Here is a 26,906-nt window from a genome sequence, read left to right as displayed (position 1 = left end):
GGCGCGGCCCCAGACTCCATCGACGCTCCGGAAAATTTGAATTATTCTTCCCGTCAGGTCCCACCGCCGACCCCTCAGCCGAGATGGAAGATTTCGCTAGGGATTTGCCGGTATTGTAGGGGGCAATGTAGGATTTCGGCAGCCCCGTTCGTCCTCCGGACGAATGAACGCTGCGAACAGTTCGACAGCACAAGGCCGCATAGGAGTATTTCATGGCGCCCAGGGCAAGTTGGAAAGGTTACCTCAAGCTCAGTCTGGTCAGCTGTCCGGTCCGGCTCTATCCGGCGACGAGCGCCAGCGAGCGCATCAGCTTCAACCAGCTGCACAAGAAGACGCACAATCGCATCAACATGAAGCCGGTCGACCCCGAACTCGGGCTGGTCGAGCGCTCGGACCTGGTCAAGGGCTACGAATACGAGGACAAGCAATACATCATCATCGAGGACGCCGATCTCGATGCGGTGCGTATCGAATCCAATCATACGATGAACATAGAGGCCTTTGTCGACGAGCATTCGGTCGACGTCATCTATCAGGATGCGCCCTATTACCTGGCGCCGGACGGCGCAATGGCCGAGGAGACCTTCGCCGTGCTGCGCGAAGCGATGCGCAAATCCGGCAAGCTGGCGATCGCGCGCCTGGTGCTGTCCAGCCGCGAGCGCGTGGTGACGATCGGCGCGCGCGAGAACGGCATGTTCGTCTGCACCTTGAGGAATCCGAACGAAGTGCGTGGCACGACTGAATATTTCGGCAATATCCCGGCCGGAAACCCCGATCCCGAAATGCTGCAGTTGGCCGAAGCGCTGATCAAGCAGAAGGAAACCACCTTCGATCCAAAGAATTACGAGGACCGCTACGAGATCGCGCTGATGACGATGATCCGCGAGAAGCTCAAGGGCCACAAGCCTATCATCGCGGCGGCGCCTGAGCGCGGCAACGTCATCAATCTCATGGATGCGCTGAAGGCGAGCCTGTCGCAATCGGCCAAGCCGCCGGCCAAGTCGAAGAGCAAGGCCGATGAAACGGCTAAGCCTGCGGCGAAATCCGCCAAGGCCGGCGCCGGCGCGGCCAAGGAAAACCCGCTCAAGGCGAACCTTCTCAAAGCCGTCGGCAAGAGCAAGGCGTGACGGCTCTCGCCGGCACGGTCTTCGGCATCGTCGGCGCGCTGGCGGCTTTTCCGCTCAGGCTGGCGGCGCGCGAGGTCGAGCGCCAGCACGGCCAGTTGCGTCGTGGCGTCACCCGGCGCACCACGCATGTCGTGTTGGGCCGCATGTTGCTCGCCAAAGCCGGCGATGGCGAGATCGAGCGTCGCGCTGCTGCGGAGCGCGCAGCCGGGCGCAAGCTGGTCAGCGAGAACGGCTTCCTGCGCCTGCTCGGGCTGATGAAGGCGCCGGAAGCCTCGACGCTGTCGCGGCAGTCGCTGATCGACCAGTCGCGGCTGACCGGCGCGGATCTCGACCTTTTGTCGCTATTCGATGCCTTCGAGCACGACGCCGAACCTTACTCCTTTCGCGACCTGATCCTCGCCCGCAAATATGCCGGGCTGGTTGCCGGCGGCGCCTCATGGGGGGCGATTGCGCGCTCGGTGCACCGCTCGGGCCCGGTCGCCTCGCTCACCGCCAAGTCGCTCGCCGTCGGCTCACAGCACGGGCGGGCCGATGCGATCTATCTCGAAGGCGGCCAGAGCGAGCTGGACGGCCAGTTGCTGTTCGATCTGGGAACGCAGGATGACGATACGCTGGAAGAGCTGTTTGCCGATGCCGAGGCGGCGGAAGAGGCTGACGACCACGAGCAGGCCGCGGCACTCTACCAGCGCTGCCTGGCCATAGACCCGAGCGACGCCATCGCCGCCTTCAACCTCGCCAACTGCCTGCGCGCCGCCGGCCACGCGGCGGAGGCGGCGCACGACTATGCCCGCGCGATAAAGCTCGATCCCGGGTTCGTCGAGGCCTGGTTCAATCTCGCCGGGCTGATGAGCGAAGAGGGGCGGGTGGCGTCGGCGCGCCGCCATTTGCTCAAGGCGATCGCGCTGGATGCGAAGTACGCCGATGCGGTGTTCAACCTTGCGAGGCTGGAGTTCGACGCCGGCAATCTCGCCGAGGCGCGGCTTCGCTGGGTGCGCTATCTAGAGCTCGACGCCAATTCCGAATGGGCGCGTATGGCGGCCAAGGGGATACAGTTCGTGGATTTGCAGCTGGCGCGGATGTCGGCAGATTAGGGCTTCATTTGGTCGCGCTTGAACACCCCCCTCTGGCCTGCCGGCCATCTCCCCCGCAAGGGGGGAGATCGGCAGCTTCTCCTTACCGCCCGCCTTCCAACGTTGGTGATTGGCGAAAGCGATGGCGACATCCAATCTCCCCCCTTGCGGGGGAGATGGCCGGCAGGCCAGAGGGGGGTGGGACGGAACGCGGCCTCCATAAGTGGGCCACCCCATGACCACCTTCCTCTTCGACGGTCCCGACACCGCCGCCATCACTATCCTGCTGGCGCATGGCGCCGGGGCGCCGATGGATTCGCCCTCGATGACTGCCACGGCAAAAGCGCTCGCGGCGGCCGGCTTCCGCGTTGCGCGCTTCGAATTCCACTACATGGCGGCCCGCCGCTACGGCCACCGCAAGCCGCCGCCGCGCGCCGAGACGGTTAACCCGGAATACGTCAAGACAATCGCCGACCTCAGGGCGAAAGGCGTGAAGGGTCCGCTGATCATCGGCGGCAAGTCGATGGGCGGGCGCGTCGCTTCGATGATCGCCGACGAGATGTTTTCGAAGGGCGAGATCTCGGGCCTGCTGTGTCTCGGCTATCCCTTCCATCCGCCGGGCAAACCGACGCAGCTTCGGACAAAACACCTCGCCGATCTCAAGACGCCGACATTGATCTTCCAGGGCACGCGCGACGAGTTCGGGACCAAAGACGAGGTCGCGACCTATGCTCTGTCCGACGCAATCGAGATCTTCTGGTTGGAAGACGGCGACCATGATCTGAAGCCGCGCAGAAACATCTCCGGCTTCTCCACCGCCGATCATCTGAAGACGCTCGCTGATGCGGTGAAGGCGTGGACCGAACGCATCGTGCGCTGAAGCAGGCCGATGAAGATCGCCACCTTCAACGTCAACAACATCAACAGCCGGCTGCCGAACCTGCTCGCATGGCTGGCCGCCGCCAAACCCGACATCGCCTGCCTGCAGGAGCTCAAGACCAGGCAGACCCAGTTTCCGCGCACCGCGCTGGCGGCCGCCGGCTACGGCGCGGTTTGGGTCGGGCAGCCGACCTGGAACGGCGTCGCCATTCTTTCGCGTGGCTCGGAGCCGGTGCTGACCCGCGAGGCGCTGCCCGGCGATGACGGTGATCAGCAGGCACGCTACATCGAGGCAGCGGTCAACGGCATCGTTATTGCCTCGCTCTACGCGCCGAACGGCAACCCGCAGCCCGGCCCGAAATTCCAATACAAGCTGGCCTGGCACGAGAGGCTGGAGGCGCATGCGGCGCAGTTGCTCGACACCGGCCTGCCGGTGGTGCTGGCCGGCGACTACAACATCGTGCCCGAGCCGCGCGACATTTACCCGACGCGCTCCTATGACGACAACGCGCTGGTGCAGCCGGAAAGCCGCGCATCGTTCCAGCGGCTGCTCGACCAGGGCTGGCTTGACGCGCTGCGCAAGAAGCACCCGACGGAGACGCTCTACACATTCTGGGACTATCGCCGCAATCGCTGGCCGCGCGATGCCGGCCTGCGGCTCGACCATGTCTTGCTCAGCAAGAAGCTGTCGCGCCGGCTGGTAGCGGCGGGCATCGACCGCGACGTGCGCGGCGAGACCGGCGCCAGCGATCACGCGCCGGTCTGGGTGGAGTTGAAGTGAGGCACGGAGGCTGGCGCTGCCTTCGGGCGGCAACCAGTCAGGTTGGCCGCGCCGCCTGGCGGGCGAACGCCTCGATCAAAGGGGCGTATCCCTTAAGGTCGGGCTGCGTAGCGAAACTGTGGGTAGCGGCGGTCGAAGCCCAGGGCAGCTTTTCCGACGTGAAGACTTCGACGAAAGGCGCATACCAATGATGTTCGTCCAGCATGGTCGCACGAACATTGACGAAAAAGTCCAGCCCATGCGGACGCGTGAACATCCAGTTCTTGCAATGCGGGCAATAGAGTTGCCGGTGCGGGCCGTGCAGGCCGCCGACCACTGGCTCGCCTTGCGTTATGGCGAAGCCGTCGCTCGGCACGGCGATGGTCAAGGAATACGCGCTGGCGCTCAGCTTTTGGCAGCCGGTGCAGTGACACGCCGTCGTCAGCAAGGGCGGCGCGCTGATGCGAAAGCGTATTCCGCCGCATAGGCAACCGCCGTCCCAAGGTAGCTTCCAATCGTCCATCGCTGGCCTCGCCTTAGCCTCTGCCAGCGATCTAGCGCGCGACCGGCAAGCTGCAATCTCCCCCTTGACGGTCCCACGAGGGAGGAGATCGGCAGCTTCACGTCCTTCCCCCAGGAATCGTGAACACCACGTCGGCGCGGCCGTAGCCGCCATCGGCGACCTCCTCGATCAGCACCATCGTGTAGGGGCGCACGCCTTCGCCGAACATCTCGACGAACAGGGCTGTGGTCTTGTGGACGAGGTCCTCCTTCTGTCCGGCGGACAGCGCGCGCTCAGGCACCTTGAAGTTTGCAAACGGCATGATGTCGATTTCCTGTTGGTTGATGGAGATAAATTCAGACCGTGCCGCCATTGGCGCGCAGCACCTGGCCGTTAACCCAGCCGCTGTCCGGTCCGGCGAGGAACGACACCACGCCGGCGATATCGGCGGGCTGGCCGAGCCGCCCGAGCGGGATCATCCTGGTGATCGTTTCGACCAGCGCCTCGGACTTGCCGCCGAGGAACAGCTCGGTGGCCACCGGCCCCGGCGCCACGACATTGACGGTGATGCCGCGCGGCCCGAGTTCCTTGGCCAGCACATGCGTCATCGCCTCGACGCCGGCCTTGGTGGCAGCGTAAACGCCGTAGGTCGGCTGGTAGAGCCCGACCACGCTGGATGAGAAGCTGATGATGCGGCCGCCGTCGCGCAGCCTTCCTGCGCCCTCGCGCATGCCGCGGAAGACGCCACCGAGATTCACCGCGATCTGCTGCTCGAAACCGGCGTCGTCCATCTGCGCGATCGGCGCGAGCTTCATGATGCCGGCATTGTTGACCAGCACATCGAGGCCGCCAAAGGCCTGCTCGGCTGCGTCGAACAGATGCGCCACGCCCTTGGGATCGCCGACATCGGCCTGGACGGCGATCGCCGTGCCTCCCGCCGCCTCGATCCCGCGCACCACGCCTTCGGCGGCTTCGGCGCCCCTGGCATAGTTGACGACGACCGAAAAGCCGTCGCGTGCCAGCCTTCTGGCAATTTCGGCGCCGATACCCTTCGAGGCGCCGGTTACCAGCGCCGCCTTTCCATTCCGCGTAGTCATGTCAGCTCTCCAATTCTTGTCGGCTGAAAATAGGCGATAAATCCTGCGGGATAATCGCTCGGCACTTGCCAACACCATTCGGATATGGCGAACAATGGCGATGGACAGTCTCGACCGGATGCGTCTGCTTGCACGTGTGATCGAGCGCGGCAGTTTCACCGCGGCCGCCGCCGATCTGTCGATGTCGCGATCGACCGCCACCGAGGCGATCAAGGACCTCGAGGCGCGGCTGGGGGTGAGGCTGCTCGAACGCACCACGCGCCATGTCAGGCCGACGTTAGACGGCCAGGCCTATTACCAGCGCTGCCTCGCCATCCTTGCCGATGTCGAGGACGCCGAGGCCGGCTTTCAATCGGCTCAGCCGCAGGGCCTTTTGAGGATCGACGTGCATGGCTTCATGGCCCGCCATTTCATCCTGCCGCGGCTCTCCGAATTCCTCGACCGCTACCCCGGGATCGACCTGCATATCGGCGACGGCGACCGGCTGGTCGATCTGGTGCGCGAGGGCATCGACTGCGTGCTGCGTTCCGGCGAACAGGCCGACAGCGGCATGATCGTGCGGCGGGTGGCAACATTGCGCGAAGTCACCTGCGCCAGCCCCGCCTATCTCGAAAAACACGGCATGCCGGCAACCCCCGACAATCTCGAAGGCCATCTTATGGTCGGCTTCCGCTCGTCGCGGACCGGCGAGGTCATGCCGCTCGAATTCACCGTTGGCGGTGCGTTGCGCTATGTCAGCCTGCCCAACCGGGTGACAGTCAACGGCTCCGACACGATGGCGGAGCTGGCGCGCTTCGGCTTCGGCCTGGTGCAGGCGCCGCTTTACCGCTTCGCCGGGGATTTCGCGCGCGGCACGCTTGTCGAAGTGCTGCCGGATTACCCGCCGTCGCCGACACCGCTGTCGGCGCTCTACCCGCAGAACCGCCAGCTCGCGCCGCGGGTACGCGTGTTCATCGACTGGGTGACCGGGATTTTTGGCGAGGATGGGACATCGGGCCGGGTGTGATCGTGCGCCGGGGCCGCCGGCTACTTTGCGAAGGGCCGCGATCCTTCACGCCCCCCTCTGTCCTGCCGGACATCTCCCCCACAAGGGGGGAGATCGGTGGCTTCAGCGTCGGCGCCGAGTATCCTTGACCCGCCTACCACCCACGCTATGTTCGCACCCATGTCAGGGACCAGCCCCGCGGCCACTGCGCCGCTCATCGTGATCGATCTTCAGACCGGCATGTTCGACGGTGTCGCCGAACCGCCGATCCATGATGCCGATGGCATGGTTGCCCGCACCCGCGCGCTGATCGAATGGGCACGGCGCAGCGGGCGCAAGATCGCCTTCATCAGGCATGACGGCCCGCAGGGCGATCCTCTGGCGCCGGGTGAGCCGGGCTGGCCGGTGTGGCCGGCGCTCGGCCAGGCCGAGGACGAGCCGACTTTCGCCAAGCGTGTCGGCGACGCGTTCAGCAATGCCGCGCTTGCAGAATGGGTGGTCGGGCAGGGCGCCGGCGAGGTCGTTCTGATCGGCGCGCAGACCGATTTTTGCGTGGCGGCCACGGTGAAGGGCGCCTTTGCAGCGGGCCTGGGCGTCACCGTGATTTCCGACGCTCACAGCACGCTCGACACCACCAGCGAGACCGCCGCGGAGATCATCGCCCGGCACAATGCGGCATTTGCCGCCGCCGGGGTCAAGCTGGCGACGACAAAGGCCCTTACCGATAGCTGATTCGCCGGCTCATCCCTACGCCGTCAAAGCCTGATCCAGCCGGGAAGAAACTGGCGGGTTCAGACAATTTGGCGCGGGGCGCCTCGCCACTTGCGGGCTTCCGCAAGCGCGGCCTATCGCGTATTGGCGCGGGACCTCTCCTTTGGCCTTTCCCGGGAAACCATGATTCGTCTCGAAAGCATCAGCAAGCAGAACGGCCGGCAGATTGTCTTCATTGAAGCCTCCGCCGCCTTGCAGAAGGGCGAGAAGGTCGGGCTGGTCGGGCCTAACGGCGCCGGCAAGACGACGCTGTTTCGCATGATCAACGGCGAGGAGCAGCCTGACGAGGGCCAGGTCTCGGTCGATCGCGGCGTCACCATCGGTTATTTCAGCCAGGATGTCGGCGACATGGAAGGCCGCAGCGCCGTTGCCGAAGTGATGGACGGCGCCGGGCCGGTGAGCGAAGTGGCGGCCGAGATGCGCAAGCTCGAGCACGCCATGGGCGACCCCGATCGCGCCGGTGAGATGGACGAGATCATCGCCCGCTACGGCGAGGCGCAGCACCGCTTCGAGGAACTCGACGGCTATGCGCTGGATGGGCGTGCTCGCGAGGTGCTGGACGGCCTTGGCTTCAGCCAGGAGATGATGGACGGCGACGTCGGCAAGCTGTCCGGCGGCTGGAAGATGCGCGTGGCGCTGGCCAGGATCCTTTTGATGCGGCCCGACGCCATGCTGCTCGACGAACCGAGCAACCATCTCGACCTGGAAAGCCTGATCTGGCTGGAGCAGTTCCTGAAGAATTATGACGGTGCGCTGCTGATGACCTCGCACGACCGCGAGTTCATGAACCGCATCGTCAACAAGGTCGTCGAGATCGACGGCGGCTCGCTGACTGCCTACTCCGGCAACTACGAATTCTACCAGCAGCAGCGGGCGATTGCCGACCGGCAGCAGCAGGCGCAGTTCGAGCGCCAGCAGGCGATGCTGGCCAAGGAGATCGCCTTCATCGAGCGCTTCAAGGCACGTGCCTCGCATGCCGCCCAGGTGCAGAGTCGGGTGAAAAAGCTGGACAAGATCGACCGTGTCGAGCCGCCCAAGCGCCGCCAGAAGGTGTCGTTCGATTTCCAGCCGGCGCCGCGCTGCGGCGAGGACGTGGTGACGCTGAAGAACGTGCACAAGGGCTATGGCAGCCGCTCGGTCTACGAGGGATTGGATTTTCAGGTGCGCCGCCGCGAGCGCTGGTGCATCATGGGCGTCAACGGCGCCGGCAAGTCGACGCTGCTTAAGCTGGTGGCTGGCGCTTCCGAGCCGGACAATGGCACGGTGGCGCGCGGCCCGAGCGTCAAGATGGGCTATTTCGCCCAGCACGCCATGGAAGTGCTGGAGGGCGAGCGCACCGTGTTCCAGACACTGGAAGATGCGTTTCCGCAGGCCGGCCAGGCGCCGCTTAGGGCGCTGGCCGGCTGCTTCGGCTTTTCCGGCGACGAGATCGAGAAGAAATGCCGCGTGCTGTCGGGCGGCGAGAAGGCGCGGCTGGTGATGGCGCTGATGCTGTTCGACCCGCCCAATTTGCTGGTGCTGGACGAGCCGACCAACCACCTCGACATCGCCACCAAGGAGATGCTGATCACGGCACTGTCGCAGTACGAGGGGACCATGCTGTTCGTCTCGCATGACCGCCATTTCCTGGCGGCGCTGTCGAACCGGGTGCTGGAACTGACGCCCGAGGGCATCCAAACCTATGGCGGCGGCTATACCGAATATGTCGAGCGCACCGGGCAGGAGGCGCCGGGGCTGCGGAGCTGAGACACAGATTCGGCTCTGCCACTCCCCGTCGCCTAAAGCGCGTGGCGTTCGATCGAGCTCTGCTCAGCCGTGTATCGCAATTTCGCGCAGCGGATCGCCGCCATCGATGAACAGCCGGCCTTGCGCGGTCAACGCCGCCTTGAGCCGTTGCAGGGCAATTTTTCCTGCTTCGGGATGACGCCCGTCCAGCGCGCCGACGCGCACCGCAACGGCAATGTCGAAGTGCTTCTCGTCGGCCTCCAACTCGAAATCCTCGATGGCGATCTGGCGAAGGCTCAGCCGGCCTGCCGCAATCTCGGCGCGCGAAGCGGCCCCGGCCTGCGCAATGGCCTTGGCCGAGCGGTCGATCGCCAGCACGTGCCCGCCGCCGATCCGGCGCGCCATCTCGCGCGCTGCAGCACCCGGTCCGCAGCCGATCTCCAGCACTCGCATGCCCGGCCGCAGGGGCAGCGCATTGATGATCGCCAAAAGCCTTGGCGACAAATCGTTCGCCATTTCCGCTTCTCCAGCTTTTCGCGATCCGAGATTAGCGACCGCGGCCGGCGACGGGAAGGCCGAGAGGCGCGGGCATTGCCGATGTGTTCAGCTGGTGTTTTGGGTACTGGTTGAGGAGGGGGGAATGATCGACATCGAAGAGGTCGACGATCCGGTCTCGACCGCGGGCGACCGGGCGGACCCCGAGCGGCCCGGCGTCGTTGACCTGAGGGGTAGGGAGGGAACTGGCGCCGAGCCTAACCGGTGGGGGGTAGATTACCGGTCGTTTATGTGTATACGCTCAAGCTAATATAAGAGCAAGCTAATGTTTTGCGTCAGCGATGCGGGACGTTGGTTTCTGATCAGTGGACGGCCGCCGCTCCTGGCCGCGCACTCCAACCGGCCCAGCACCGCTTATTGCCTTCACGTGCTGGCTCCAATGCTGTACCCCGGCCCGAACTTCAAGGAGCCTCGATGACCTCACATCCCGACATCCCCGACGCCGGCATGGCGGTTGATGCGGCCGGCATGACAGCCGATGACGAGCGCGCACGCGAGGCGGATGCCGCATGGCAGGACGATGTTCGCGAGGGCGTGCGGCATATAGGCGATCTGGATTCGCTGCCGCTGTCGCCAGCCGAGCGCGCGGCGGCCGAAGCCGCGGCCACGCGCCACAAGGTTCGCATTCCCAAGGCCTATCTCGACCTGATCGACTGGAACGACCCCGCCGATCCGATACGGCTTCAGGTCATCCCGTCGCCCGATGAACTGGGGGAGCAGGAGGGCGAACTCGACGATCCGATCGCCGACCACGCCTTCAGTCCGGTACCGCGATTGACGCATCGCCATGCCGACCGGGTTCTACTGTTCCCGACCTATCAATGCGCGGTCTATTGCCGGTTCTGCTTTCGTAAGGAGTCGCTGACGTCGATCGGCCGGGGTTTTTCGCGCGAGGCGCTGGAGCCGGCCTTCGCCTATATCGAGTCCCGTCCGGAAATCCGCGAGGTGATCCTGACCGGCGGCGATCCGCTGTCCCTGCCGGACAAAGCGCTGGCGGAAATCCGAGCCCGAGTCGAGGCGATCCAGCATGTGCGGCTGTTGCGCATTCATACCCGCGTGCCCGTCGCGCTGCCGTCGCGCGTCACCGGCGGGCTGGTTCAAGCCCTGCAGGGTCGGCTGATGGTCACGGTCGTCACCCATTTCAACCATCCGCGGGAGATCACTGAGGCGACCGAGCGGGCCTGCCGTACTTTAAGGCAGGGCGGCTTCGTGCTGATGAACCAGAGCGTTCTGCTGAAAGACGTGAACGATACGGTCGAGGTGCTGGAGGAACTGTGCCGGGAGCTGATGTACCGCCTCGGCGTCAAACCCTATTACCTGCACCACGGCGACCTCGCGCGCGGCATGGCGCACCGGCGCACCACGATCGCCGAGGGCCAGGCGCTGGCCAGCGCCTTGCGGGCGCGCCTGTCGGGCATCTGCAATCCCGTCTACGTGCTGGACCTGCCGGACGGCGGAGGGAAAGTGCCGCTCGGCCCGTCCCATCTTGAGGCGCGGGAAGGGGAGACGTGGCGAATACGTGGGCTTGATGGGGCGGTGAGGGAGTATGGAGAGCTGGTTGGGGAGGAGGGGACGCGCAGCCGCCGTCCAAGCCAGCCCACCTTGATGACGTGACATGCGGCCCTTAATCACGGAAGCATGCGTTAACTGCTGCTCTATTTGGTGCTTGCGCAATTGCTAAAATGGTGAAAACGTTGGTTCGGGGTAATGGGTTAGGGGAGTTCGTCCCGGCTGTTGCGAGTTCCGGGGCGGCGCAGAAAAGTCATGAACTTTCCACAGTTCCTGGTGGGGCTGACCACCACATCGTCCATCGTTGCGATCTCGGCTTACTTTGCGACGGGTTCAATCTGGAAGACGCTGGCCTGGACGATCTTGACCTTGATCGTCATGCAAGTTGGATATTTCCTATTCGTCGTCCGGTTGATCTACGGATCCGGGGCGAAAAACGCGGCGGCAAAGCCGCGGCGTCTGAGGGCTGTGCCGCCGAACCGTCGAGGTCGCGTTCAGCTTAGGCAGTAATGTCCCATATAGATATCATGGTCTAGACAGGACATGTTCGGTTCTGGGAATGTGCATTGGACGTTCCGCTAGTTTAGTCAACTAATATATATCGCCCAACTCATATCGTCGGTTTTGGGCTAGCGGGAAAACCTGGCTGCCGCTTGTACGATTGTGCCTGAGGCGACAGTTTACAATCGGCGGGCAACGGTCCTTTGCTGGTCGGCCTGTGAATCCGGCTGGTGTTTTCGATGGGGCGTTGAGGGCTATAAAGCTGTTCAACCGTGCGGCATCGAGGTGCGCGTCGGCCGGTCGAAGAGGGGATGATGGCCACCGACGGAACGCCAAACATGATTTTGCTGATCGGCAGCGCGCCCGATGTGGTGCGCTGCGCGGCCTGGCCCAAGCAGGCCTTCGGCAAGATTGTCGCCATCAACAATGCCTGGCGCGTGCGCCCCGACTGGGATTTCCTCGTCCATGCCGGCGATTTCCCGGCGGAGCGGATGCCGCAAGGCGATCCCCTGCAGCAGGCGCAGATATTCAGCGCCTCGCATTACGTGCCGGCGCAAAACAGCTTTGGCGGCTTCGTCTATGCCGGCGGCACCATGTCGATGACGGCGGCCTACTGGACGATCCACAGCCAGAAGCCGGACGTGCTGGCATTCCTTGGCTGCGACATGATCTACGATCAGCCCGGCAACACGCATTTTTACGGCGTCGGCCGGGCCGACCCTTTGCGCAACGACGTGACGCTGCGCAACCTCGAGGCGAAGTCGGCCCGCCTGCTCATCCATGCGCTCCGGCGCGGCTGCCCGTGCGTCAATCTATCCGATCTGCCGAGCAGCCGGCTGATCTTCCCGCGGCTGACGCTCGACGAACTCGGCGCGCTTTCTTCCTCGCAACTTTCGGAAATGAAGGCGGAGATGCTTGCCCGGCTGCGGCTCGATCGGGCGGAGGAGGCCGACAGGATGGAGAAGGAACTCGGCTATTTCTTCGAGGACGGCATGTACTGGAAGCACCTCGACAAGCTCGACGAGAAATTCCTGGCCAATATCGACCGGCTGCGGATGGCGGCGGTGGAGGCGAGCCTGAGCAGTCGGCCGAAGCTGCCGATCTCCCCTACAAGGCGGGAGATCGGCGCGTCGTCGGCTTAGCTTTTGGCCGCCTCGAGCTTGTCCTGCGTCTTCGTCTCGAAATCGCTGGCGTCATGGCGCTCGTGCAGCTGCATCGAAGGCTCGCCGAAGGTGCGGTTGACCATGCGGCCGCGCTTGACCGCCGGGCGCGCGTCGATGGCGTCGGCCCAGCGCTGCACGTTCTTGTACTGCTCAACCTGCAGGAACTCGCCGGAATCTTCGTACATGCGGCCCTTGGCCAGCCCGCCATACCAGGGCCACACCGCAATGTCGGCAATCGTGTAGTCGCTGCCGCCGAGATACTCGCTTTCGGCCAAGCGCCGGTCGAGCACGTCCATCTGCCGCTTGGTCTCCATGGCGAAGCGGTCGATGGCATATTCGATCTTCGTTGGCGCATAGACGTAGAAATGGCCGAAGCCGCCGCCGAGATAGGGCGCCGAGCCCATCTGCCAGAACAGCCATGACAGGGTCTCGGCGCGAGCCGGCTGCTCTGTCGGCAGGAATTCGCTGAATTTTTCGGCGAGATAGAGCAGGATCGAACCGGATTCGAAGATGCGGACAGGCTTTTTCCCGCTGCGGTCCATCATGGCCGGGATCTTGGAGTTGGGGTTGACCTCGACGAAGCCGCTGCCGAACTGGTCGCCGTCGTTGATCCTGATAAGCCAGGCGTCGTATTCGGCGCCGCTGTGGCCGAGCGCCAGAAGCTCCTCCAGCATGATCGTCACCTTGACGCCGTTCGGTGTCGCCAGCGAATAAAGCTGCAGCGGATGCTTGCCGACCGGCAGCTCCTTGTCATGCGTCGGGCCGGCGATCGGCCGGTTGATGCTGGCGAAAGCGCCGCCGTTTGCCTTGTTCCAGGTCCAGACTTTTGGCGGCGTGTATTGGTCCGTTGTGTAGTCGTTCATTTGGGAGGCCTTTGGAAAGATTGGGTTGGGAGGATTGGGGAGGATATCAGGTATCAACTTGGGTAATGGCGGAGGAACTTTGCATAGGGCAGCTTCGGATAGCCGTAGGTACAGATAGGGCTGCCGGCGCAGTTGCAAAACCCCGGCGCGAACGGCGCGGCGCCGGTCCACGCTAAAGCCGGCGCCGCCTCTTGCGCCTGATCACCTGCGCCATACCTATAGCCCATATCAGCCTGCGAACATCGCCAGGAACCAAAGCATGAATATCGAACCCCTTTTGCGATCCATCGTGGCCGTCCGAGCCACCGTGCCGGAGGACGCCTTCACGGCAGACGCGCTGGGCACCCGCCGCGAAGGCAGCGGCGTGGTCATCCGCGGCGACGGGCTGGTGCTCACCATCGGCTATCTCATCACCGAGGCCGAGGAGGTCTGGCTGGCCGACCAGGACGGGCGCGTGGTTCCCGCCCATGCGCTCGCCTACGACCAGGAATCGGGCTTCGGCCTGGTGCAGGCGCTGGCGCCGCTCGGGCTTCCCGCCATTGCGCTCGGCGATGCGTCCAGGGCGAAGATCGGTGATCCCGTCGTGCTCGCCGACGGCGTCGGCCGCTCCGTGCGGGCGCGGATCGTCACCAAGCAGGAATTCGCCGGCTATTGGGAATATCTGCTCGACGAGGCGATCTTCACGGCGCCGGCTCACCCCTCATGGGGCGGCGCCGGCCTGATCGGCGCGGATGGCAGGCTGCTGGGCATCGGTTCGCTGCGCCTGCAGATGAGCCGCAACGGCGAGGTCGCCGACATCAACATGGTGGTGCCGATCGATCTTCTGCCGCCCATCCTCGACGATCTGCTGACCCGCGGGCAGGTCGCCGGGCCGCCGCGGCCCTGGCTCGGCGCCTTCTCGGCCGAGAGCGACGGCAAGGTCGTGGTGATGAGCGTTGCCGAGGGCGGTCCGGCCGCCCAGGCGGGCCTTCGCCAAGGCGACGTCATCTCGGATGTCCGCGACACGGCGGTCGACGGGCTTGCCGATTTTTATCGCAAGCTTTGGAAGAGCGGCCCGGCGGGTGCCGAGATCCCGCTCCGGGTGCTGCGCGATGGCCGCGAAACCTGGCTGCGCGTCAAGTCCGCCGATCGCAACAGCCTGCTGTGGAAGCCGCCGCTGCAGTGAGGCAACCGAAACCCCTCACTCTCCGCAAGCGCTGAAGCCAGTGCCTGGGGTCCATTCCGCGAATGGGATGACCTTACCTTCGACCGATACGGTCGCTTGCCTGGTGGTGCCGTCTGCCAGCTTCTTGCTGCTTTTGCCCTTGCCGGTCAGCACATTGTAGTCGCAGTCGCCGGCAACATTGTCGTCCATGTAATCCCAATACTCGTAGGCGAAACCGGCGACGACGAACGTGCCGTTGCGCCAGGCGAGCGTCAGCGTCTTGTTGGTCCGCTCGCTGCCGATCTCCATCGCCGGAATATAGAGCTTGATCGAGCCGTTGGGGAGCGCGGTGAGTTCGGGCTCGGTGTCGGATGTGGCGGGGCCCGGCCGGTCGTAATCCTTCCATTCGCCGTAGATCTGTTCATGCACGACCCCGGCAGGTCTGAGAAAATTGCCGTCGCGATCCCTGAGGAACAAATGCAGGTCCATGGGATGGCCGGGCTCGGTCTGGACGATCATCGCCAGATCGGCGGCGCCATCGCCGTTCCAGTCGCCGGTCGCCGCCGTGATGATCTTCTGGGTCTCGATCGGCTCCGCCAGGGCGGCGGCCGGCAGCAACAGGATCAGACCGAATATTGTCGATCGCATGTAAAAATCCCCTGAGCCTGGGCAGGCCTGAGACGCACGCGCTTCTCAGGAGGCCCGGCTCTGCCGCGTCTCGGAACGGCTCGTCTCGTTGAGCAGCCGGCAGAGCGAAACCGCTTCACGACGGCTCAGGCCGATCAGCGCGATTTCCGAAAATTGCGCCGGCAGATCGTGAACGATGTCCCACACCATCCATCGGCCGTTCGGCTCCATGACACATTCGTAGCGCAATAATTGTTCCTGCATCCGACCCCCGGCTTTGCTCACCGGACTGGTACAGCGTCGAGGTAAATGAGTTGTTGCGCCGCGAGAGTATTCCGCGGCTGTCAAAACCAGGCGTTGAATCCTGCAGGGCGAACCCGACAGGGCACGACCGACGGTGCAGATACTCTCGACAAGGCGGCAGGGCAGGGACGCTTCTGAACGGCGGCGGCCGCCAAACGTGGATCAGGCGTTGCGGCTCGCCATATGCGCGTCGAGCTTCCTCCTCGAGGGGCCGTACCGCTTGATGATGGTTGCGGCCTCGCTTTGCGGTATGCCGTATTTGCGGGCAAAGGCAGCGACCTCGTAAGGCTCTTCGCCGGAGACCAGTTTGCGATCCTGCTTGGTCTTGGATTTGTCGTCGGCCATGGCGTCCTCCATCACATCTGGTCGTTATAGGGCTCCTTGGTCCGGCCGACCATCCTGGCCAGTTCGCCAAAGGATGGCACGCCGGTTTCACCCCGGGCATTGTTGGCCGCCTGCAGCAGCCTGAGCGGAAAGCAGACGGCGTCGCGGTTGGACGGCGACATGTCTTCATAGAGACGCTCGTCGCTGGTCATCGCCGCCTCGGCCCGGCGCAACGCCATGTCGACCTCGTCGACCGATAACAGGCCCTTGTGGACCAGCGCGTTGTTGACTGCCGCGATCGCCATCATCAGTCCTTCGACTGGAGATTGGCGACGTTCATCGTCTTGCGTCCTTGCCGGGCTTCTTGACCGTAGCTTTGTCGTCTGGCCGGATCGCTGCGCGCGGCGGGTTCTGGCCCTCCGAATGCCGGGTCTTGTCGTCGAAATCGTCAGCCGGCCTAGTCAATCCCATGCCGCCGGGAGGTGGCTTGTTGCCGGCCGCATCCTGCGAGAATTCGTCGGCCGCGTCGGGGCTCGTCTTTGCCGGATATTTCCTCGCTCCGGTCTCGTAGCGGTTCGGGTCGTCGGCCATGTCCTGTGCTCCGGTTGCAATGAGCAGATAACTTTCATGCGGCGGCAGCGGTTCCGTGGCGAAAAACGACGTTGCCGGTGCGCAAGCCTTCGCAATCTGTCGGGTTTCGTGCATGCTTGTGCATGCCAACGATGCTTCGCTCCGACGCGCCGGCAAAATGCTGCTCCTACTGCGGCAGGCGCGACCACGACTACGAGGATTGCCCGAAGCGCAAAAGCGATGCCGAACGGCAGAAGCAGACGCCAGGCAACGCCTACCAACCCGGCGCTGCGGCTGCAGGGGAAATCCGCTAGCCAGCCTGAACCACCCCGCCGGTCCGACAGGCCGGCGCGAAGGTCCTTCCATGTCCAGAGGATTGCAATGCCGCCACTATTGTGGGCAAAAGCAGCACGGGCAATCAGGTTGGGGTGGGGCAATGACCGAAACGCAAGGCAGTTCAGGCCGTCCGCAGGGCAAGCCGGGGACGGCATCGGGGTCGATCGGTTCCGGCCTGATCGCACTCCTCATCGTGGCGCTCGGCGTCTTTGCGCTGTTTGGATCCTGGTACACGATCGACCAGGGCGACCGCGGCGTGCTCTTGACCAACGGAGCGCTGAGTTCGGTCGTCGATCCCGGACTGCATTTCAAGCTGCCGTGGTTGCAGCGCGTCGAGAAGATCAGCCTGCGCCAGCAGGTGCTCAAATGGGGCTGCGAGAACCAGAACGATTGCAGCGGCCTGCCGGCCATGCAGGCCTATTCGCGCGACCAGCAGCCGGCCGACATGCGCGTCACCGTCAACTTCCACGTGCCGGCAGCCGAGGTCAGCAACGTCTACACCAATTATGGATCGATCGAGGCACTGGCCGACCGTGTCATCGCCAGGAAAGCACCGCAGGAGATCAAGACGGTGTTCGGCCAGTACGACGCGGTGTCGGTGATCCAGAACCGGGCGAAGTTCAACAAGGACGTCGCCGACGCCATTGCGGCGGTAACCGACGGCCCGGTGATGATCGACAGCGTGCAGGTCGAGAACATCGACTTCTCCGACGCCTACGAGCAGGCGGTCGAAGCCAGGATGACGGCGCAGGTCGAGGTGCAGAAGCAGGAACAGAACCTGCAGCAGAAAAAGATCAAGGCCGACATCGCCGTCACCCAGGCCAAGGGCCGCGCCGACAGCGTCAAGGCCGAAGCCGAGGCCAGCGCCTACAAGACCAGGGTCGAAGGCGATGCGACCGCGGGCGCCATCAAGGCTCGCGCCGCCGCAATCGCCAACAATCCGCTGCTGGTCGAACTGACCAAGGCGGAGAGATGGAACGGCGAATTGCCGAAGTCGATGATCCCGGGTTCGACAGTGCCGTTCCTCGAACTCAGCACGCCTGCCACAGCATCGAACTGAGGCGCGGCGCCGCGGCGCAAACCAGATCAGGGCGGCGGCGCGGTAGCCGTTCCAGTGCTGTCACGGCTGAAGCACAGCGCCTCGGGCGATTGCCTGCGTTTGCCCGAGAAAAGCCGTCAGCAGCTCCATTCCCGCCGGCCAGTCGCCGAGCCCGCTGTCGCCATTGATGTGGCCAAGCGGCCCGGCGATATGGAGATCGCTGCCCCAGCGCTCGGATTTCGCCCTGACATAGTCCAGCGAGCCATAGGGATCGTTGGTGCTGGCGACAATCAGCGATGGAAAGCGAAGCCGTTGTTGCGGTGCGTCGGCGAAGGCCCGGGCGGAGGACGGGAAAGCCGGCGACGCAGGGTCCGGAACCGCGACCAGCAACGCGCCGCTGATCTCGCGGGGGGAGATCCGCTGCCAGTGTACGACCAGCAGACAGCCGAGGCTATGGGCGACGAGCACCGGTGGTATCTTTGCCAGGCATACAGCGGTGTCCAGCGCAGCCACCCAGTCGTCGAAGTCCGGCGCGTCCCAACTCGCCGGGTTGAACCGCCGCATCGCGGGCCTTGCCTGCTGCCAATGCGTCTGCCAGTGGGCTTTGCCGGATCCGCCGATGCCCGGCACAATGATGAGGTCAGTCATGCGAAGCCCTTCTCTCCTGATGCAACGCGCGCAATTCTAGGTCTTCTCCCGGGCGGCGGAATGAGAGATCATCGGAAAGCGGCGAAGAAATCCGATGGATTAAAGGCGATCATGCGGAACGGCGATTATCGGCCAAGGCTCGACCCCACCGATCTGGCGATCATCGAGATCATGCAGGAGGATGGCCGTATTGGCATCTCCGAGCTTGGCCGCCGCGTCGGCCTGTCCCAGCCCGCCACCTCGGAACGGGTGACGCGGCTGGAGGAGCGCGGCGTCATCACCGGCTACAAGGCGGTGATCGATTCGGCAGCGCTCGGGCTCGGCACCATGGCGGTCATCCGCCTGCGCACCACGCATGAGCATATCCAGGCCTGCCTGAAGAAGTTCGCCCAGTTGCCGGAGGTGGTCGAGGTGCTGCGGGTGACCGGCGAGGACTGTTTTCTGGTCAAGGTCGTGGTCCCGTCACCGCCCGATCTTGAAAGCATCGTCGACAGCATCGGCCATTACGGCACGGTGACGACAAATGTGGTTCTGCGCGCCGAGCAACCGAAGCGGCTGGGACGCGAATTGATGACCAGGGCCTGACCGGTCTATCGCTTGGTCTGCGTATGCCCGACGGCATTGGCGAACGAGATGCCGCCCTTGATCTCGCGCATCGCCATCGAGGTGATGGTGCGCCGCACGCCGGGCAGCCGGCTGAGCTCCTCGCGCAGCATCCTGTCGAGCGCCATCATGTCGACGGTGACGATCTGCAGCAGATAGTCGGCCTCGCCTGTCGTGGCGTGGCAGCGGCGGATCAGCGGATGCTTTTTGACCGCCGCCTCGAAGGCGTCCGACAGCTCGAAATCGATCGACACCTGGATGAAGGCCTCGATGCCGAAGCCGAGCTTTGCCGGGTCAATGCGGGTCGAGTAGCCGCGGATGACGCCGGCGTCCTCAAGCGCCTTGACCCGCTTCCAGCACGGCGTCTTGCTCAAGCCGACCTCATCGGCGAGCGCGGCAAAGGAGATGCGGGCCTCGCGTTCGAGCGCCGCGACGATCTTCCGATCGACCGCATCCAGCATCATTCGTTCTTCCAATCTGCTTAAGAGACAATTTTCGTCCTTCGTTTACCGCTAATCGAATAACAGAAAGGGACAATGTTCGGCAAGAAAGCGATTAGACTCAGGGGATCGGGACCCAACAGCGCCCGCGCCCGGACGGGCCGCGGCAAGGAGCATGGCCATGGACAAGCAGGACTACTATGCCCGCATCGAAACGCCTGAGATGCGCGACTATGGCGTCTACCTCAAATGCGACAGGCTGCTCGCCTGCCAGAAGCCGCTGGCCGAGATGGTCAATGCCGACGAGCTGCAGTTCCAGATCGTGCACCAGGTCGAGGAGCTGTGGATGAAGCTCATCGCCTACACGCTGGTCGATGTCGTCGATTTCCTGGAAAGGCAGGACACGTATCGCATCGTCACGCTGATGGGGCGCGTGCACCGGCTGATGCGGCTGATGACGGCGCAGCTCGACCTGCTCGAAACCATGTCGCCCAAGGAGTACCAGCAGATCCGGCTGCAGCTCGGCAATGGCAGCGGCCAGGAATCACCGGGCTTCAAGCAGCTGTTGCGGCTGCCGCCCGATCTGTGGCGGGCCTTCAAGGCGTCATACCTCGACGGCCGCGGTCTCTCGGTCGAGGACGTCTACGATACCGGCTACGATCACGGCGACAGCTATGTCGTTGCCGAAGCGCTGGTCGAGTTCGACGAGCTGTTCCAGAAATTCCGCGCCAACCACCTCTACCTCATTCACCGCACGATCGGCCTCGGCGCGAAATCGCTGAAGGGCCGGCCGGTCGAATTGCTGGAGGCCGGCGCCCGCCACCGCTTCTTCCCGGAACTCTGGGACATACGCTGGGCGATGACCGACCGCTGGGGCAGCCAGTATGGAACGGTACGGGAGCCGATCAGCCAGCCGGGGGCCAAGGTGGGGTAGTCCTGAACCTGGTTCCTCGCCCCGCGCGCAGCGGGGGGAGAGGTGGCCGCGAAGCGGCCGGAGAGGGGCTTTTCCTCCTTGCAGGCGAAGGCCCCCTCTCCGTCGCGGCTTCGCCGCGCCACCTCTCCCCCACTTCGTGAGGGCGAGGAACCCTGGTCCTGTAAGGCCTTCTCGCCCCGCGCTTGTATCTCGCAGGCTTTTTGGCGGATGATGTCGGGCTTGCGGCTGGTGGTGCGTCCTTGGGGCACAAACATCGCAACTCTTGGGAGGACATCATGACCTTGGAAACCGCTCAATCAACCGTTCAGTCGCCGTGGCAGACCGCGGCAATCCTTATCGCCCGCCTGATCTTTGCCGCCGTCTTCCTGATGGCCGTGATCTTCAAATTTATCGATATCGGCGCCACCGCCGGCTATATCGCGGCGGCCGGCTTTCCATTCCCGCTGTTCTTGGCCTGGTGTGCAGCCCTGCTCGAGGGCGTCCTCGTTCTATGCTTCCTGACTGGCGCCTTCTTCTCATGGGCAGCACTCGTCGCCGGCGCCTATGTGCTGTTCCTGGGCTTCGCCTTCCACGGGCCGTCGAACTGGGCCGGCAACCAGGCGGAGTTCGGCTTCTTCGTCGATCACTTCACCTTCCTGGCCGGGCTGCTGTTTGCCGCCGTGCACGGGCCGGGCAGCGTCCTGGCGCTGAAGCTTGGCAGGGGGTGATCCCCAATCTCGGATCCGGCGTTCTCGTAAAGGCGCTCAGAAGGGTGGCTGCGACAATGGCGGTCGGGTCTATGACCGCGACCAGGGCCAGATCGGCAGCACAATCCGTACCAGCATCGTCGTGACGATCGAGAACGGCCGGATACCGTCATTCAAGGCATCGCAGGTCGAGTGAAATAAAAGCGAGAGCTAAAGTACGAGCGTTCGAGGTTTATGCTTTTTGTAGATGCGCCTGCATTCCCTCTGTACTTCCAACTTTCGGCGGGCTAAGCAAGACACGGGTCTTGAGGGGGAATTCATGAACATCGCCACGCGTTTTGCTGCCGCCATGATCGGCGCGTCACTGCTTGCCGGCTGCACCACGTTGACCGAAGGCGAATTCAACACAATGCATGCCACGCTTGAAGGCAGCCCTGTCACCAAGCGCGTGGCGATCAACGAATGCATTGCACGCGAGAGGTCCACGCCGCTCAACGAAAGAAAGACTTACGCAGCAATCATGAATGTCAGTGTCGCAAAATACGACAGCGCTTTTTGTAACCGGCTCTTTAATGCCGTTGCAAATGGCAGGCTGACTTACGCGGACTACCGCAGGCTTTCCTCGCCGGGGGCCGACAGCAGCAAGTTGATCAAGATCCTGCAGGGCCGCTAGCAGTCGCCGCCAGCCCGGCACGGCAGCCGTTATCGCTGTGTCAACTCCGATCGCTGCGTCAGTTATGATCGCCGCGTCACATCTGGTCGTTGTAAGGTTCCTTGATCTGACCGACCATGCGCGCCAGTTTCGAGAAAGACGGCATGTCCGTCTCCGGCTGACATTGATTGGCCAACTCCAGCAGTCGGATCGGGAAGTTGACGGCGTCGCGGCTTGACGCCGACATGCCTTCGGACCTTTCCTCGTTGGTCTCGCTGGCTTCGGCCTTGCGCAATGCGATGTCTATCTCCTCGACGGAGAGCACGCCCTTGCGGACCAGGACCTGATTGATCGATGCGATGGCCATCAGCAGGCCTTCGAGTTGCAGATTGGCGACGTTCATGGCTTTTGCTCCCATTGGCTAGGGTTCAAACGCGTCAGCGCGCGTTGCGATCCAGTGTGGGGCGGCAGGCAGGTCTAGGACCGGTCGGGCGGCGGTGGCTTAGGCGAGGGTATTCTCACATTTTTTCGCGTCTCAGGTGAATTTTGTTCTTGCTTTGTGCCGGCAGCTATGCTACTAATTTGGGTATGGTGCTAATTGGCTCCAACGACCCGCCCGCCGAGGCGGGGTTTTTGTTTCAGGCCGGTTTGGAGACGATCACGGCGAGCGAGGCGAGCTTTCCGTCACTCAGGCTTCGGATGTAGTTACGGCGGCGCTGCAGGAATTCCGTGCCCATGACGACTTCATTTGCCTGCTGCTGGGCCGGCGAGGGCACGATGCCGGAATTGGCTCTCTTCAGCGCCAGCTCAACATGTTCGCCGGTTTCGTCGACGATCTCGTCGATGCGGAATCCGGCATCGACAAACAGGGCTTTCAATTTTTCCCGATCGGCGAGGTGACTGGTCGCCGGCGAAACCGCCCAGGGCATGGGATAGTATGGCTCGCCACCCGCGAGCACGGCTTCGGTCCAGATCAGCCTGCCTCGCGGTTTCAGCACACGCCGGGCCTCGTCGATGACCGCGGCCTTGTTCTCGATGTTCATGCCGACATAGAAGCAGATCGCCGCATCGAAGGTGCTGTCGCCAAAAGGCAGTTTCGTCGCGTCGGCTTGATGGAAGCTAACCTTGTCAGACAATCCGCTGAGTGCGGTCAGTCGGCTCGATGCGGCGACAAAGGCCGGTGTCAGGTCGATGCCGTCGACCTGGCAGCCATAGGTCGAGGCCAGAAACCTTGCCGGCCCGCCAATGCCACTGCCGATATCCAGGATCCGATCTGTCGGCGAAGGAGCAAGACGGGCCGCATGCTCCCGCGTGGCGATCAGTTCGCGGCCATGGAGCTGATCGAATGGATAGAGTTGCGCGGCCGCGAGTTTTTCGGCCGGGTCGGCGTCCGGGATCGCGGCCAATATGCGATCGACGATGCCGTCGCTGCCGTAGTGACTGGTGACATTGCCCATGACGCGTTCCCCTCAAGCGCAACCACCATCCCATCAACGCAAGTCTCACGCAATGCCCCGCCTTTTCGCGCCGTTCACCGACGAGGTGCGAGGTCGTCAGTGCATTCTTTTCCGCCGATGCCACATTTTGTTCTTGCTTTGTGCCGGCAGCTATGGTACTAATCTGGGTATGGTGCTAATTGGCTCCAACGACCCGCCCGCCAAGGCGGGTTTTTTGTTTCAGGCTCCCTTTCGACCCAAACGTTACGTGAGCTGCCTTCTGTGAAGTCGGCAGGACAGAGAGGGGCGCGAAGGAACGCGACCTGACGATCGTCGGAACCGCGAAATCACCAACCATGAATCCCGCAACGCGCTCGCCCATCCCAGAGAAGCCCCCATGCCCAACCGTTACGCCACCATCATCACCGACGATGACGGCCGAGAGGTCGTCAGCGCCATTGGCGAGTTCGCCGGCGCCGCACCCTATGCACGCCATGGCCGCTTCGAGCAGGTTGCCGCCGGCGTGCGGATCGGCATGGTGCGTGGCGGTACCGTCGATGCGGTCGGCGGCTTCGGCTTCCCGTTGGGAGCACTCGACGGCAAGGCGGCGGCAATTCTCAGGGCAAGGCTGAGTGCCTTGCCTGACGCCGGTGCGATGAGGCCTGGCACGGCGACTGATGCGAAACCGGCAAGCCAGCTGCGGAAGCCGAAGTCGGCACGCGCCGGCAAGAAGGCGAAGCCGCGCAGGCGCATCGTGCGGCCAGGCAACAAGAAGCCGGCGATCTCCGCCGGGACGGCGGAGTAGGGCATGGCCAAGGCTCCTTCCGCCGGCGATCCGCTGCCGCACGATCAGGCACCCGGCAAGTCCGGCCGAACCAAGCGGGCGAAGAAGACGCTGGCCGACGGCTTCCTCGAAGCGATCCGCGCCGATTTCCGCGCCCATGGCGCCGGCGTCATCGCCGAGGTGCGCGCCGAAAAGCCCGACCAGTACCTGAAGCTCGTGCTGTCGGTGCTGCCCAAGGATCTTAGTGTCAACATCAACAATCTGGATGCATTGAGCGATGACGAAATCAGGCAGCGCATCCGCGGCCTCGAAGCCGTCCTCCGGCCGTTTCTCGAAAGACCGGGCCCCGCAAAAGGCCTCGCACAGCCGGGCGGCAAGGAAGGAATATCTCAGCCTGCTGGCGGAGTTGGACCGGAGGCGCCGCACTAACCAGCTTGCCGCCTATCGGCCTTATCGGACATCGTCTTCGAAATGATCGTGCGCCGGTTCGGGCCGGTGAAGGAGGAGTAAGCCGCCCAAGCCCGACGAAATAGTGACGTTCAGCTGGAGCCCGCCGCGCCGAAAGGGGCGGCGGGCTTTTTTGCATTTTTCCTCGCATTCTGTACGATCTTTACTTCGCGACAGGGCGGCTCGATCCGGCGCTTGCCAGACCAAGATGCGCGTTAGGCTTCACGGGAGATGGTGGTCATGCTTGCCAGAGTCCTGACACAAGCGGCAGTCCTGACAGCCGGGGCGCTTCTGTTTGCCGCGACGGCCCATGCCCGGCCGGACAGCCGCGCGATGACGTGCGAACAGACACAGCTTCTGATCCAGAGGCATCGCTCGGTGGTGCTGACCACCGGACAGAACACCTACGACCGATACGTCCGCCAATTCGGCAATGAATGCAACTGGCCGCAGGTGCCGGGCGCCGCTTATATCAAGACGCGTGACGGTCAATGTCTGGTCTATCGCTGCCAGGAGCCGGTCTTCGATCTCCCGAATTGAAAGTAGGGGCTTTCATCCGGCCGCCGACGCAGAGTGCGAAAGGCGGTGGCTCACTCCTCGTCGAAAGGACCACCTTCGCGTGCGAGATCGCGCGAAATGACGCGTTCATCGGTATCGTCCGGCAAGGCCTCGTCGCTTTCCTGGTAAGCGTTATCGTCGTCCTCCTCGGGCAGTTCCCCGTCTTTCTCGACGTCGTAACGGATGTCGCCGTTTTGCGGCACGCCGTCTGGGAGAATTCTCCCGCTCCGGATGGCATCCCAGTCCTGTTGCTGGATGGTCGGGCTCTCCGTCTCGTCGTCGGTTCGTTCTTTCCTGCGCGGTTCCATCGCTGGTTCTCCATAATGTCAGCGGCCCTGAATTGGCTCAGTGGTTGAACTCATAAGTCTGGCGGCCGGTTCCCGTTCCCGGGGCCACTGCGGTCCGGGCGCATTGCCGCACGACGGAACCAATCGCGACTGCCTGGCTTCACAAGTCAGCGCGAAAGGAGCTCGACATGAGACCGCTCATTTTCTTGCCGTACATGCTAGGCGCGCTGGTACTGGCGGTGCCGGCGTCCGCGCAGCCGGGCGAACAGTCGCAATTCGACCGCTGCAAGGTCGAGCCGCCGGACAAGAACAGCCAGCAGCAGAAGCCGGCCGGCAACAATTTGTCCGATGTGCTCGAGCCATGCGGTGGGGTGCTGAAGCCGCCGCCAACGGGCGATCAGGGCATGGCGGCGCCACCGCCGAATGACGGCAAGACCCCGGTGATCAAGCCCGGCGAGGTGCCGCCACAGCCGCCCAAGCAGTAGCCGCTTCATTTGCTGCCACAGGGGCTGTCCATGGCGCTGCGACGGGGCGGTAACGCCGCGCCGTTCGAGCCGGCAGGTTTGTTGCAGTGGCCTAGGAACATTAGCTTGTCCTAAATGTTGTTTTAGACGCAGCCGATATCACCCCCTCCGGTATCGCTGCTGATCGGGAGACCGATCGGCCCGCGTCTTGCGACGCGGGCCACCGCAGCTCATCCGCAGTCCATTCGCCGCACCGCACGGCACTTCACCGCCATTCGATTAGCCGCCACTTACGGAACAACAAGGTGGCGTGGGCGTTTGCGTAGAGGGTTCGCCGCTTCGACCGGAATGCCGTGTCGCAACCATAAAGGCGAGGCCCGCAACAACAGGAGTAGACGATGAAAATCCACCTTGTTCCTGCCGCGGCGGGATTGGTGTTGCTCGCCGGCGTCGGCGTGGCCACCGCGGACCAGGTGATTGTCACGCCCGAACAGCAGACGGTCATCCGCGAATACGTCCACAAGCACCCGTTGGCGTCGATCAGTCTTCTGGGGGTGGAGCTCAATATCGGTTCCACGTTGCCCGATACGGTCGAGCTGCAACCGATCGATGTTCCCGACGTGCAGTACAGATACGTCGTCGTCGGCAATCGCACAGTGCTCGTCGACCCAGGCACTCGCAAGATCGTGCAGGTCATCGAGTGATCGGCGTTCCCAAACCGCGAACCGGATTGGGAAAGGTCACGGTCTAATAACCAAATCAGAGCTCCATCCTGAGCGATCGGGATGGAGCTCTGTCGTTTCGAAACAAGGAAAGGAGCCATTCCCATGCTGCCGCATGTCGAGCCGGTCAACGTGGCCGCCGCCGTCGACAAACTGCTTGCTGAACGAGGCGATGGCCTGCTGTCGATGAAGGCGGCGATTGCACTGTTGCGCGAACGCACCGGAACCGAGCGCTCGGACGCCGACCTTGAAGGGCTGATCATCAAGAAGGCGGCGCTTCTCGGCGTCGCCGTCCTGTGTGACAGAGAGGTTCAATGACGCTGTTGCCTAGCGCTCAAGACGCCGGTCGAAATTTCAGCTAGAACAAAGTTGCTTACGCATGAACCGAGCCGACG

General features: G+C 63.6%; 38 protein-coding genes and 1 pseudogene. 24 read left to right on the top strand and 15 right to left on the bottom strand.

The annotated features are described in order from the left end of the window. Nucleotides 1-212 precede the first annotated feature (212 nt). From ku to NKI95_RS12610, 4 genes are all read left to right on the top strand, one after another. Nucleotides 213-1,127: a non-homologous end joining protein Ku gene (gene ku / locus NKI95_RS12625; RefSeq protein WP_352717090.1), complete on the top strand. Its 915-nt coding sequence runs from the start codon at nucleotides 213-215 to the stop codon at nucleotides 1,125-1,127. Beyond that, nucleotides 1,124-2,218: a tetratricopeptide repeat protein gene (locus tag NKI95_RS12620; protein WP_352717088.1), complete on the top strand. Its 1,095-nt coding sequence runs from the start codon at nucleotides 1,124-1,126 to the stop codon at nucleotides 2,216-2,218. The genes ku and NKI95_RS12620 overlap by 4 nt, the downstream gene beginning before the upstream one ends. Nucleotides 2,219-2,432: 214 nt before the next feature. Then, nucleotides 2,433-3,077: an alpha/beta hydrolase family protein gene (locus tag NKI95_RS12615; protein WP_352717086.1), complete on the top strand. Its 645-nt coding sequence runs from the start codon at nucleotides 2,433-2,435 to the stop codon at nucleotides 3,075-3,077. 9 nt (nucleotides 3,078-3,086) lie between these two features. Further along, nucleotides 3,087-3,857, top strand: coding sequence for an exodeoxyribonuclease III (locus NKI95_RS12610; protein WP_352717084.1), 771 nt, complete (start codon nucleotides 3,087-3,089; stop codon nucleotides 3,855-3,857). A 37-nt stretch (nucleotides 3,858-3,894) separates the two neighbouring features. Here NKI95_RS12610 and NKI95_RS12605 read toward each other — a convergent pair whose 3' ends face one another. The 3 genes from NKI95_RS12605 to NKI95_RS12595 all read right to left on the bottom strand — a co-directional run bounded on the left by NKI95_RS12605 (nucleotide 3,895) and on the right by NKI95_RS12595 (nucleotide 5,435). Then, nucleotides 3,895-4,359 (bottom strand): GFA family protein, encoded by a 465-nt coding sequence (locus NKI95_RS12605; RefSeq protein ID WP_352717082.1) that lies wholly within the window; start codon nucleotides 4,357-4,359, stop codon nucleotides 3,895-3,897. A gap of 97 nt (nucleotides 4,360-4,456) precedes the next feature. After that, nucleotides 4,457-4,660 (bottom strand): tautomerase family protein, encoded by a 204-nt coding sequence (locus NKI95_RS12600; protein WP_292656388.1) that lies wholly within the window; start codon nucleotides 4,658-4,660, stop codon nucleotides 4,457-4,459. Nucleotides 4,661-4,694: 34 nt separating this feature from the next. Further along, the gene (locus NKI95_RS12595; protein WP_352717080.1) at nucleotides 4,695-5,435 is read right to left on the bottom strand and encodes an SDR family oxidoreductase; all 741 of its coding nucleotides are present in this window, start codon (nucleotides 5,433-5,435) and stop codon (nucleotides 4,695-4,697) included. A gap of 100 nt (nucleotides 5,436-5,535) precedes the next feature. On the opposite strand from NKI95_RS12595, the gene NKI95_RS12590 reads away from it, so the two are divergent. From NKI95_RS12590 to NKI95_RS12580, 3 genes are all read left to right on the top strand, one after another. Then, nucleotides 5,536-6,441 carry a LysR family transcriptional regulator gene (locus NKI95_RS12590; protein WP_352717109.1) on the top strand — a complete coding sequence of 302 codons (906 nt, stop codon included), beginning with the start codon at nucleotides 5,536-5,538 and terminating at the stop codon, nucleotides 6,439-6,441. Nucleotides 6,442-6,600: 159 nt separating this feature from the next. After that, complete coding sequence (locus tag NKI95_RS12585; protein ID WP_352717078.1) at nucleotides 6,601-7,152, top strand: isochorismatase family protein; 552 nt, start codon at nucleotides 6,601-6,603, stop codon at nucleotides 7,150-7,152. 162 nt (nucleotides 7,153-7,314) lie between these two features. Next, a complete protein-coding gene (locus NKI95_RS12580) occupies nucleotides 7,315-8,937 on the top strand; it encodes an ABC-F family ATP-binding cassette domain-containing protein (protein ID WP_352717076.1) in 1,623 nt (540 codons plus the stop codon). A gap of 63 nt (nucleotides 8,938-9,000) precedes the next feature. On the opposite strand, the gene NKI95_RS12575 is transcribed toward NKI95_RS12580, so the two are convergent. Continuing rightward, entirely contained in the window at nucleotides 9,001-9,432 is a 432-nt protein-coding gene (locus tag NKI95_RS12575) for an SAM-dependent methyltransferase (protein ID WP_352717075.1), read from the bottom strand. 124 nt (nucleotides 9,433-9,556) lie between these two features. On the opposite strand from NKI95_RS12575, the gene NKI95_RS12570 reads away from it, so the two are divergent. The 4 genes from NKI95_RS12570 (at nucleotide 9,557) to NKI95_RS12555 (ending at nucleotide 12,623) form a co-directional block, all read left to right on the top strand. After that, nucleotides 9,557-9,721 (top strand): hypothetical protein, encoded by a 165-nt coding sequence (locus tag NKI95_RS12570; RefSeq protein ID WP_352717073.1) that lies wholly within the window; start codon nucleotides 9,557-9,559, stop codon nucleotides 9,719-9,721. A gap of 218 nt (nucleotides 9,722-9,939) precedes the next feature. Beyond that, the gene (locus tag NKI95_RS12565; RefSeq protein ID WP_352717107.1) at nucleotides 9,940-11,085 is read left to right on the top strand and encodes a KamA family radical SAM protein; all 1,146 of its coding nucleotides are present in this window, start codon (nucleotides 9,940-9,942) and stop codon (nucleotides 11,083-11,085) included. Nucleotides 11,086-11,235: 150 nt separating this feature from the next. After that, nucleotides 11,236-11,490, top strand: a complete 255-nt coding sequence (locus NKI95_RS12560; protein WP_352717071.1) for an exopolysaccharide production repressor protein — start codon at nucleotides 11,236-11,238, stop codon at nucleotides 11,488-11,490. A 305-nt stretch (nucleotides 11,491-11,795) separates the two neighbouring features. Beyond that, the gene (locus NKI95_RS12555; protein ID WP_352717069.1) at nucleotides 11,796-12,623 is read left to right on the top strand and encodes a hypothetical protein; all 828 of its coding nucleotides are present in this window, start codon (nucleotides 11,796-11,798) and stop codon (nucleotides 12,621-12,623) included. Here NKI95_RS12555 and yghU read toward each other — a convergent pair. Further along, nucleotides 12,620-13,507, bottom strand: a complete 888-nt coding sequence (gene yghU, locus NKI95_RS12550; RefSeq protein ID WP_352717067.1) for a glutathione-dependent disulfide-bond oxidoreductase — start codon at nucleotides 13,505-13,507, stop codon at nucleotides 12,620-12,622. The two genes, NKI95_RS12555 and yghU, sit on opposite strands and share 4 nt — an antisense overlap. Before the next feature lie 259 nt (nucleotides 13,508-13,766). Between yghU and NKI95_RS12545 the strand changes: the two genes are divergently transcribed. After that, on the top strand, nucleotides 13,767-14,672 hold the full coding sequence (locus NKI95_RS12545) for a S1C family serine protease (RefSeq protein WP_352717065.1): 906 nt from the start codon (nucleotides 13,767-13,769) through the stop codon (nucleotides 14,670-14,672). A 15-nt stretch (nucleotides 14,673-14,687) separates the two neighbouring features. Here NKI95_RS12545 and NKI95_RS12540 read toward each other — a convergent pair whose 3' ends face one another. The 5 genes and pseudogenes from NKI95_RS12540 to NKI95_RS12520 form a co-directional block, all read right to left on the bottom strand. Further along, entirely contained in the window at nucleotides 14,688-15,299 is a 612-nt protein-coding gene (locus NKI95_RS12540) for a hypothetical protein (protein ID WP_352717064.1), read from the bottom strand. 45 nt (nucleotides 15,300-15,344) lie between these two features. Beyond that, the gene (locus NKI95_RS12535) at nucleotides 15,345-15,527 is read right to left on the bottom strand and encodes a hypothetical protein (protein ID WP_245274654.1); all 183 of its coding nucleotides are present in this window, start codon (nucleotides 15,525-15,527) and stop codon (nucleotides 15,345-15,347) included. 216 nt (nucleotides 15,528-15,743) lie between these two features. Then, the gene (locus NKI95_RS12530; RefSeq protein ID WP_023675702.1) at nucleotides 15,744-15,926 is read right to left on the bottom strand and encodes a DUF3606 domain-containing protein; all 183 of its coding nucleotides are present in this window, start codon (nucleotides 15,924-15,926) and stop codon (nucleotides 15,744-15,746) included. Nucleotides 15,927-15,937: 11 nt separating this feature from the next. Then, nucleotides 15,938-16,245, bottom strand: a pseudogene (locus NKI95_RS12525) (hypothetical protein). Beyond that, entirely contained in the window at nucleotides 16,242-16,496 is a 255-nt protein-coding gene (locus NKI95_RS12520; protein ID WP_352717063.1) for a hypothetical protein, read from the bottom strand. Before NKI95_RS12520 ends, NKI95_RS12525 begins: the two are co-directional and overlap by 4 nt. A 122-nt stretch (nucleotides 16,497-16,618) precedes the next feature. Between NKI95_RS12520 and NKI95_RS12515 the strand changes: the two genes are divergently transcribed. Together NKI95_RS12515 and NKI95_RS12510 are read left to right on the top strand one after the other, a co-directional pair. Further along, nucleotides 16,619-16,789, top strand: a complete 171-nt coding sequence (locus NKI95_RS12515; RefSeq protein WP_352717061.1) for a hypothetical protein — start codon at nucleotides 16,619-16,621, stop codon at nucleotides 16,787-16,789. A gap of 122 nt (nucleotides 16,790-16,911) precedes the next feature. After that, complete coding sequence (locus NKI95_RS12510; protein ID WP_352717059.1) at nucleotides 16,912-17,871, top strand: prohibitin family protein; 960 nt, start codon at nucleotides 16,912-16,914, stop codon at nucleotides 17,869-17,871. A gap of 60 nt (nucleotides 17,872-17,931) precedes the next feature. On the opposite strand, the gene NKI95_RS12505 is transcribed toward NKI95_RS12510, so the two are convergent. Continuing rightward, nucleotides 17,932-18,498: an RBBP9/YdeN family alpha/beta hydrolase gene (locus NKI95_RS12505; protein ID WP_352717057.1), complete on the bottom strand. Its 567-nt coding sequence runs from the start codon at nucleotides 18,496-18,498 to the stop codon at nucleotides 17,932-17,934. Nucleotides 18,499-18,609: 111 nt separating this feature from the next. On the opposite strand from NKI95_RS12505, the gene NKI95_RS12500 reads away from it, so the two are divergent. After that, nucleotides 18,610-19,083, top strand: a complete 474-nt coding sequence (locus tag NKI95_RS12500; protein ID WP_352717056.1) for an Lrp/AsnC family transcriptional regulator — start codon at nucleotides 18,610-18,612, stop codon at nucleotides 19,081-19,083. 5 nt (nucleotides 19,084-19,088) lie between these two features. Here NKI95_RS12500 and NKI95_RS12495 read toward each other — a convergent pair whose 3' ends face one another. Then, complete coding sequence (locus NKI95_RS12495) at nucleotides 19,089-19,565, bottom strand: Lrp/AsnC family transcriptional regulator (RefSeq protein ID WP_245274655.1); 477 nt, start codon at nucleotides 19,563-19,565, stop codon at nucleotides 19,089-19,091. A 157-nt stretch (nucleotides 19,566-19,722) separates the two neighbouring features. Between NKI95_RS12495 and NKI95_RS12490 the strand changes: the two genes are divergently transcribed. The 3 genes from NKI95_RS12490 (at nucleotide 19,723) to NKI95_RS12480 (ending at nucleotide 21,834) form a co-directional block, all read left to right on the top strand. Beyond that, nucleotides 19,723-20,475, top strand: a complete 753-nt coding sequence (locus NKI95_RS12490) for a tryptophan 2,3-dioxygenase family protein (protein ID WP_352717055.1) — start codon at nucleotides 19,723-19,725, stop codon at nucleotides 20,473-20,475. 275 nt (nucleotides 20,476-20,750) lie between these two features. Further along, complete coding sequence (locus tag NKI95_RS12485; RefSeq protein WP_352717054.1) at nucleotides 20,751-21,182, top strand: DoxX family protein; 432 nt, start codon at nucleotides 20,751-20,753, stop codon at nucleotides 21,180-21,182. A gap of 298 nt (nucleotides 21,183-21,480) precedes the next feature. Then, a complete protein-coding gene (locus NKI95_RS12480; RefSeq protein WP_352516633.1) occupies nucleotides 21,481-21,834 on the top strand; it encodes a hypothetical protein in 354 nt (117 codons plus the stop codon). 76 nt (nucleotides 21,835-21,910) lie between these two features. On the opposite strand, the gene NKI95_RS12475 is transcribed toward NKI95_RS12480, so the two are convergent. Further along, nucleotides 21,911-22,216, bottom strand: coding sequence for a hypothetical protein (locus NKI95_RS12475; RefSeq protein WP_023675713.1), 306 nt, complete (start codon nucleotides 22,214-22,216; stop codon nucleotides 21,911-21,913). A gap of 235 nt (nucleotides 22,217-22,451) precedes the next feature. Continuing rightward, a complete protein-coding gene (locus tag NKI95_RS12470) occupies nucleotides 22,452-23,270 on the bottom strand; it encodes a class I SAM-dependent methyltransferase (RefSeq protein WP_352717053.1) in 819 nt (272 codons plus the stop codon). A gap of 376 nt (nucleotides 23,271-23,646) precedes the next feature. Between NKI95_RS12470 and NKI95_RS12465 the strand changes: the two genes are divergently transcribed. From NKI95_RS12465 to NKI95_RS12455, 3 genes are all read left to right on the top strand, one after another. Next, nucleotides 23,647-24,054, top strand: coding sequence for a hypothetical protein (locus tag NKI95_RS12465; RefSeq protein ID WP_352717051.1), 408 nt, complete (start codon nucleotides 23,647-23,649; stop codon nucleotides 24,052-24,054). Between the two features lie 3 nt (nucleotides 24,055-24,057). Continuing rightward, complete coding sequence (locus NKI95_RS12460; protein ID WP_352717050.1) at nucleotides 24,058-24,462, top strand: hypothetical protein; 405 nt, start codon at nucleotides 24,058-24,060, stop codon at nucleotides 24,460-24,462. Between the two features lie 258 nt (nucleotides 24,463-24,720). Continuing rightward, the gene (locus NKI95_RS12455; protein WP_352717048.1) at nucleotides 24,721-25,020 is read left to right on the top strand and encodes a hypothetical protein; all 300 of its coding nucleotides are present in this window, start codon (nucleotides 24,721-24,723) and stop codon (nucleotides 25,018-25,020) included. Nucleotides 25,021-25,070: 50 nt separating this feature from the next. On the opposite strand, the gene NKI95_RS12450 is transcribed toward NKI95_RS12455, so the two are convergent. Beyond that, nucleotides 25,071-25,346, bottom strand: coding sequence for a hypothetical protein (locus NKI95_RS12450; protein ID WP_023723033.1), 276 nt, complete (start codon nucleotides 25,344-25,346; stop codon nucleotides 25,071-25,073). 167 nt (nucleotides 25,347-25,513) lie between these two features. Between NKI95_RS12450 and NKI95_RS12445 the strand changes: the two genes are divergently transcribed. The 3 genes from NKI95_RS12445 to NKI95_RS12435 all read left to right on the top strand — a co-directional run bounded on the left by NKI95_RS12445 (nucleotide 25,514) and on the right by NKI95_RS12435 (nucleotide 26,829). Continuing rightward, entirely contained in the window at nucleotides 25,514-25,810 is a 297-nt protein-coding gene (locus NKI95_RS12445) for a hypothetical protein (protein WP_352717047.1), read from the top strand. A 377-nt stretch (nucleotides 25,811-26,187) separates the two neighbouring features. Then, nucleotides 26,188-26,493: a DUF1236 domain-containing protein gene (locus NKI95_RS12440; protein WP_352717046.1), complete on the top strand. Its 306-nt coding sequence runs from the start codon at nucleotides 26,188-26,190 to the stop codon at nucleotides 26,491-26,493. Nucleotides 26,494-26,616: 123 nt separating this feature from the next. Continuing rightward, nucleotides 26,617-26,829, top strand: a complete 213-nt coding sequence (locus NKI95_RS12435) for a hypothetical protein (RefSeq protein WP_352452715.1) — start codon at nucleotides 26,617-26,619, stop codon at nucleotides 26,827-26,829. Nucleotides 26,830-26,906: the final 77 nt, after the last annotated feature.

The sequence above is a fragment of the Mesorhizobium sp. M0306 genome (genome assembly GCF_040321655.1).
Taxonomy (GTDB): Bacteria; Pseudomonadota; Alphaproteobacteria; order Rhizobiales; family Rhizobiaceae; genus Mesorhizobium.
Note: the sequence above shows the minus strand (reverse complement) of the source record. Positions and strands in the feature narration are given on the sequence as shown.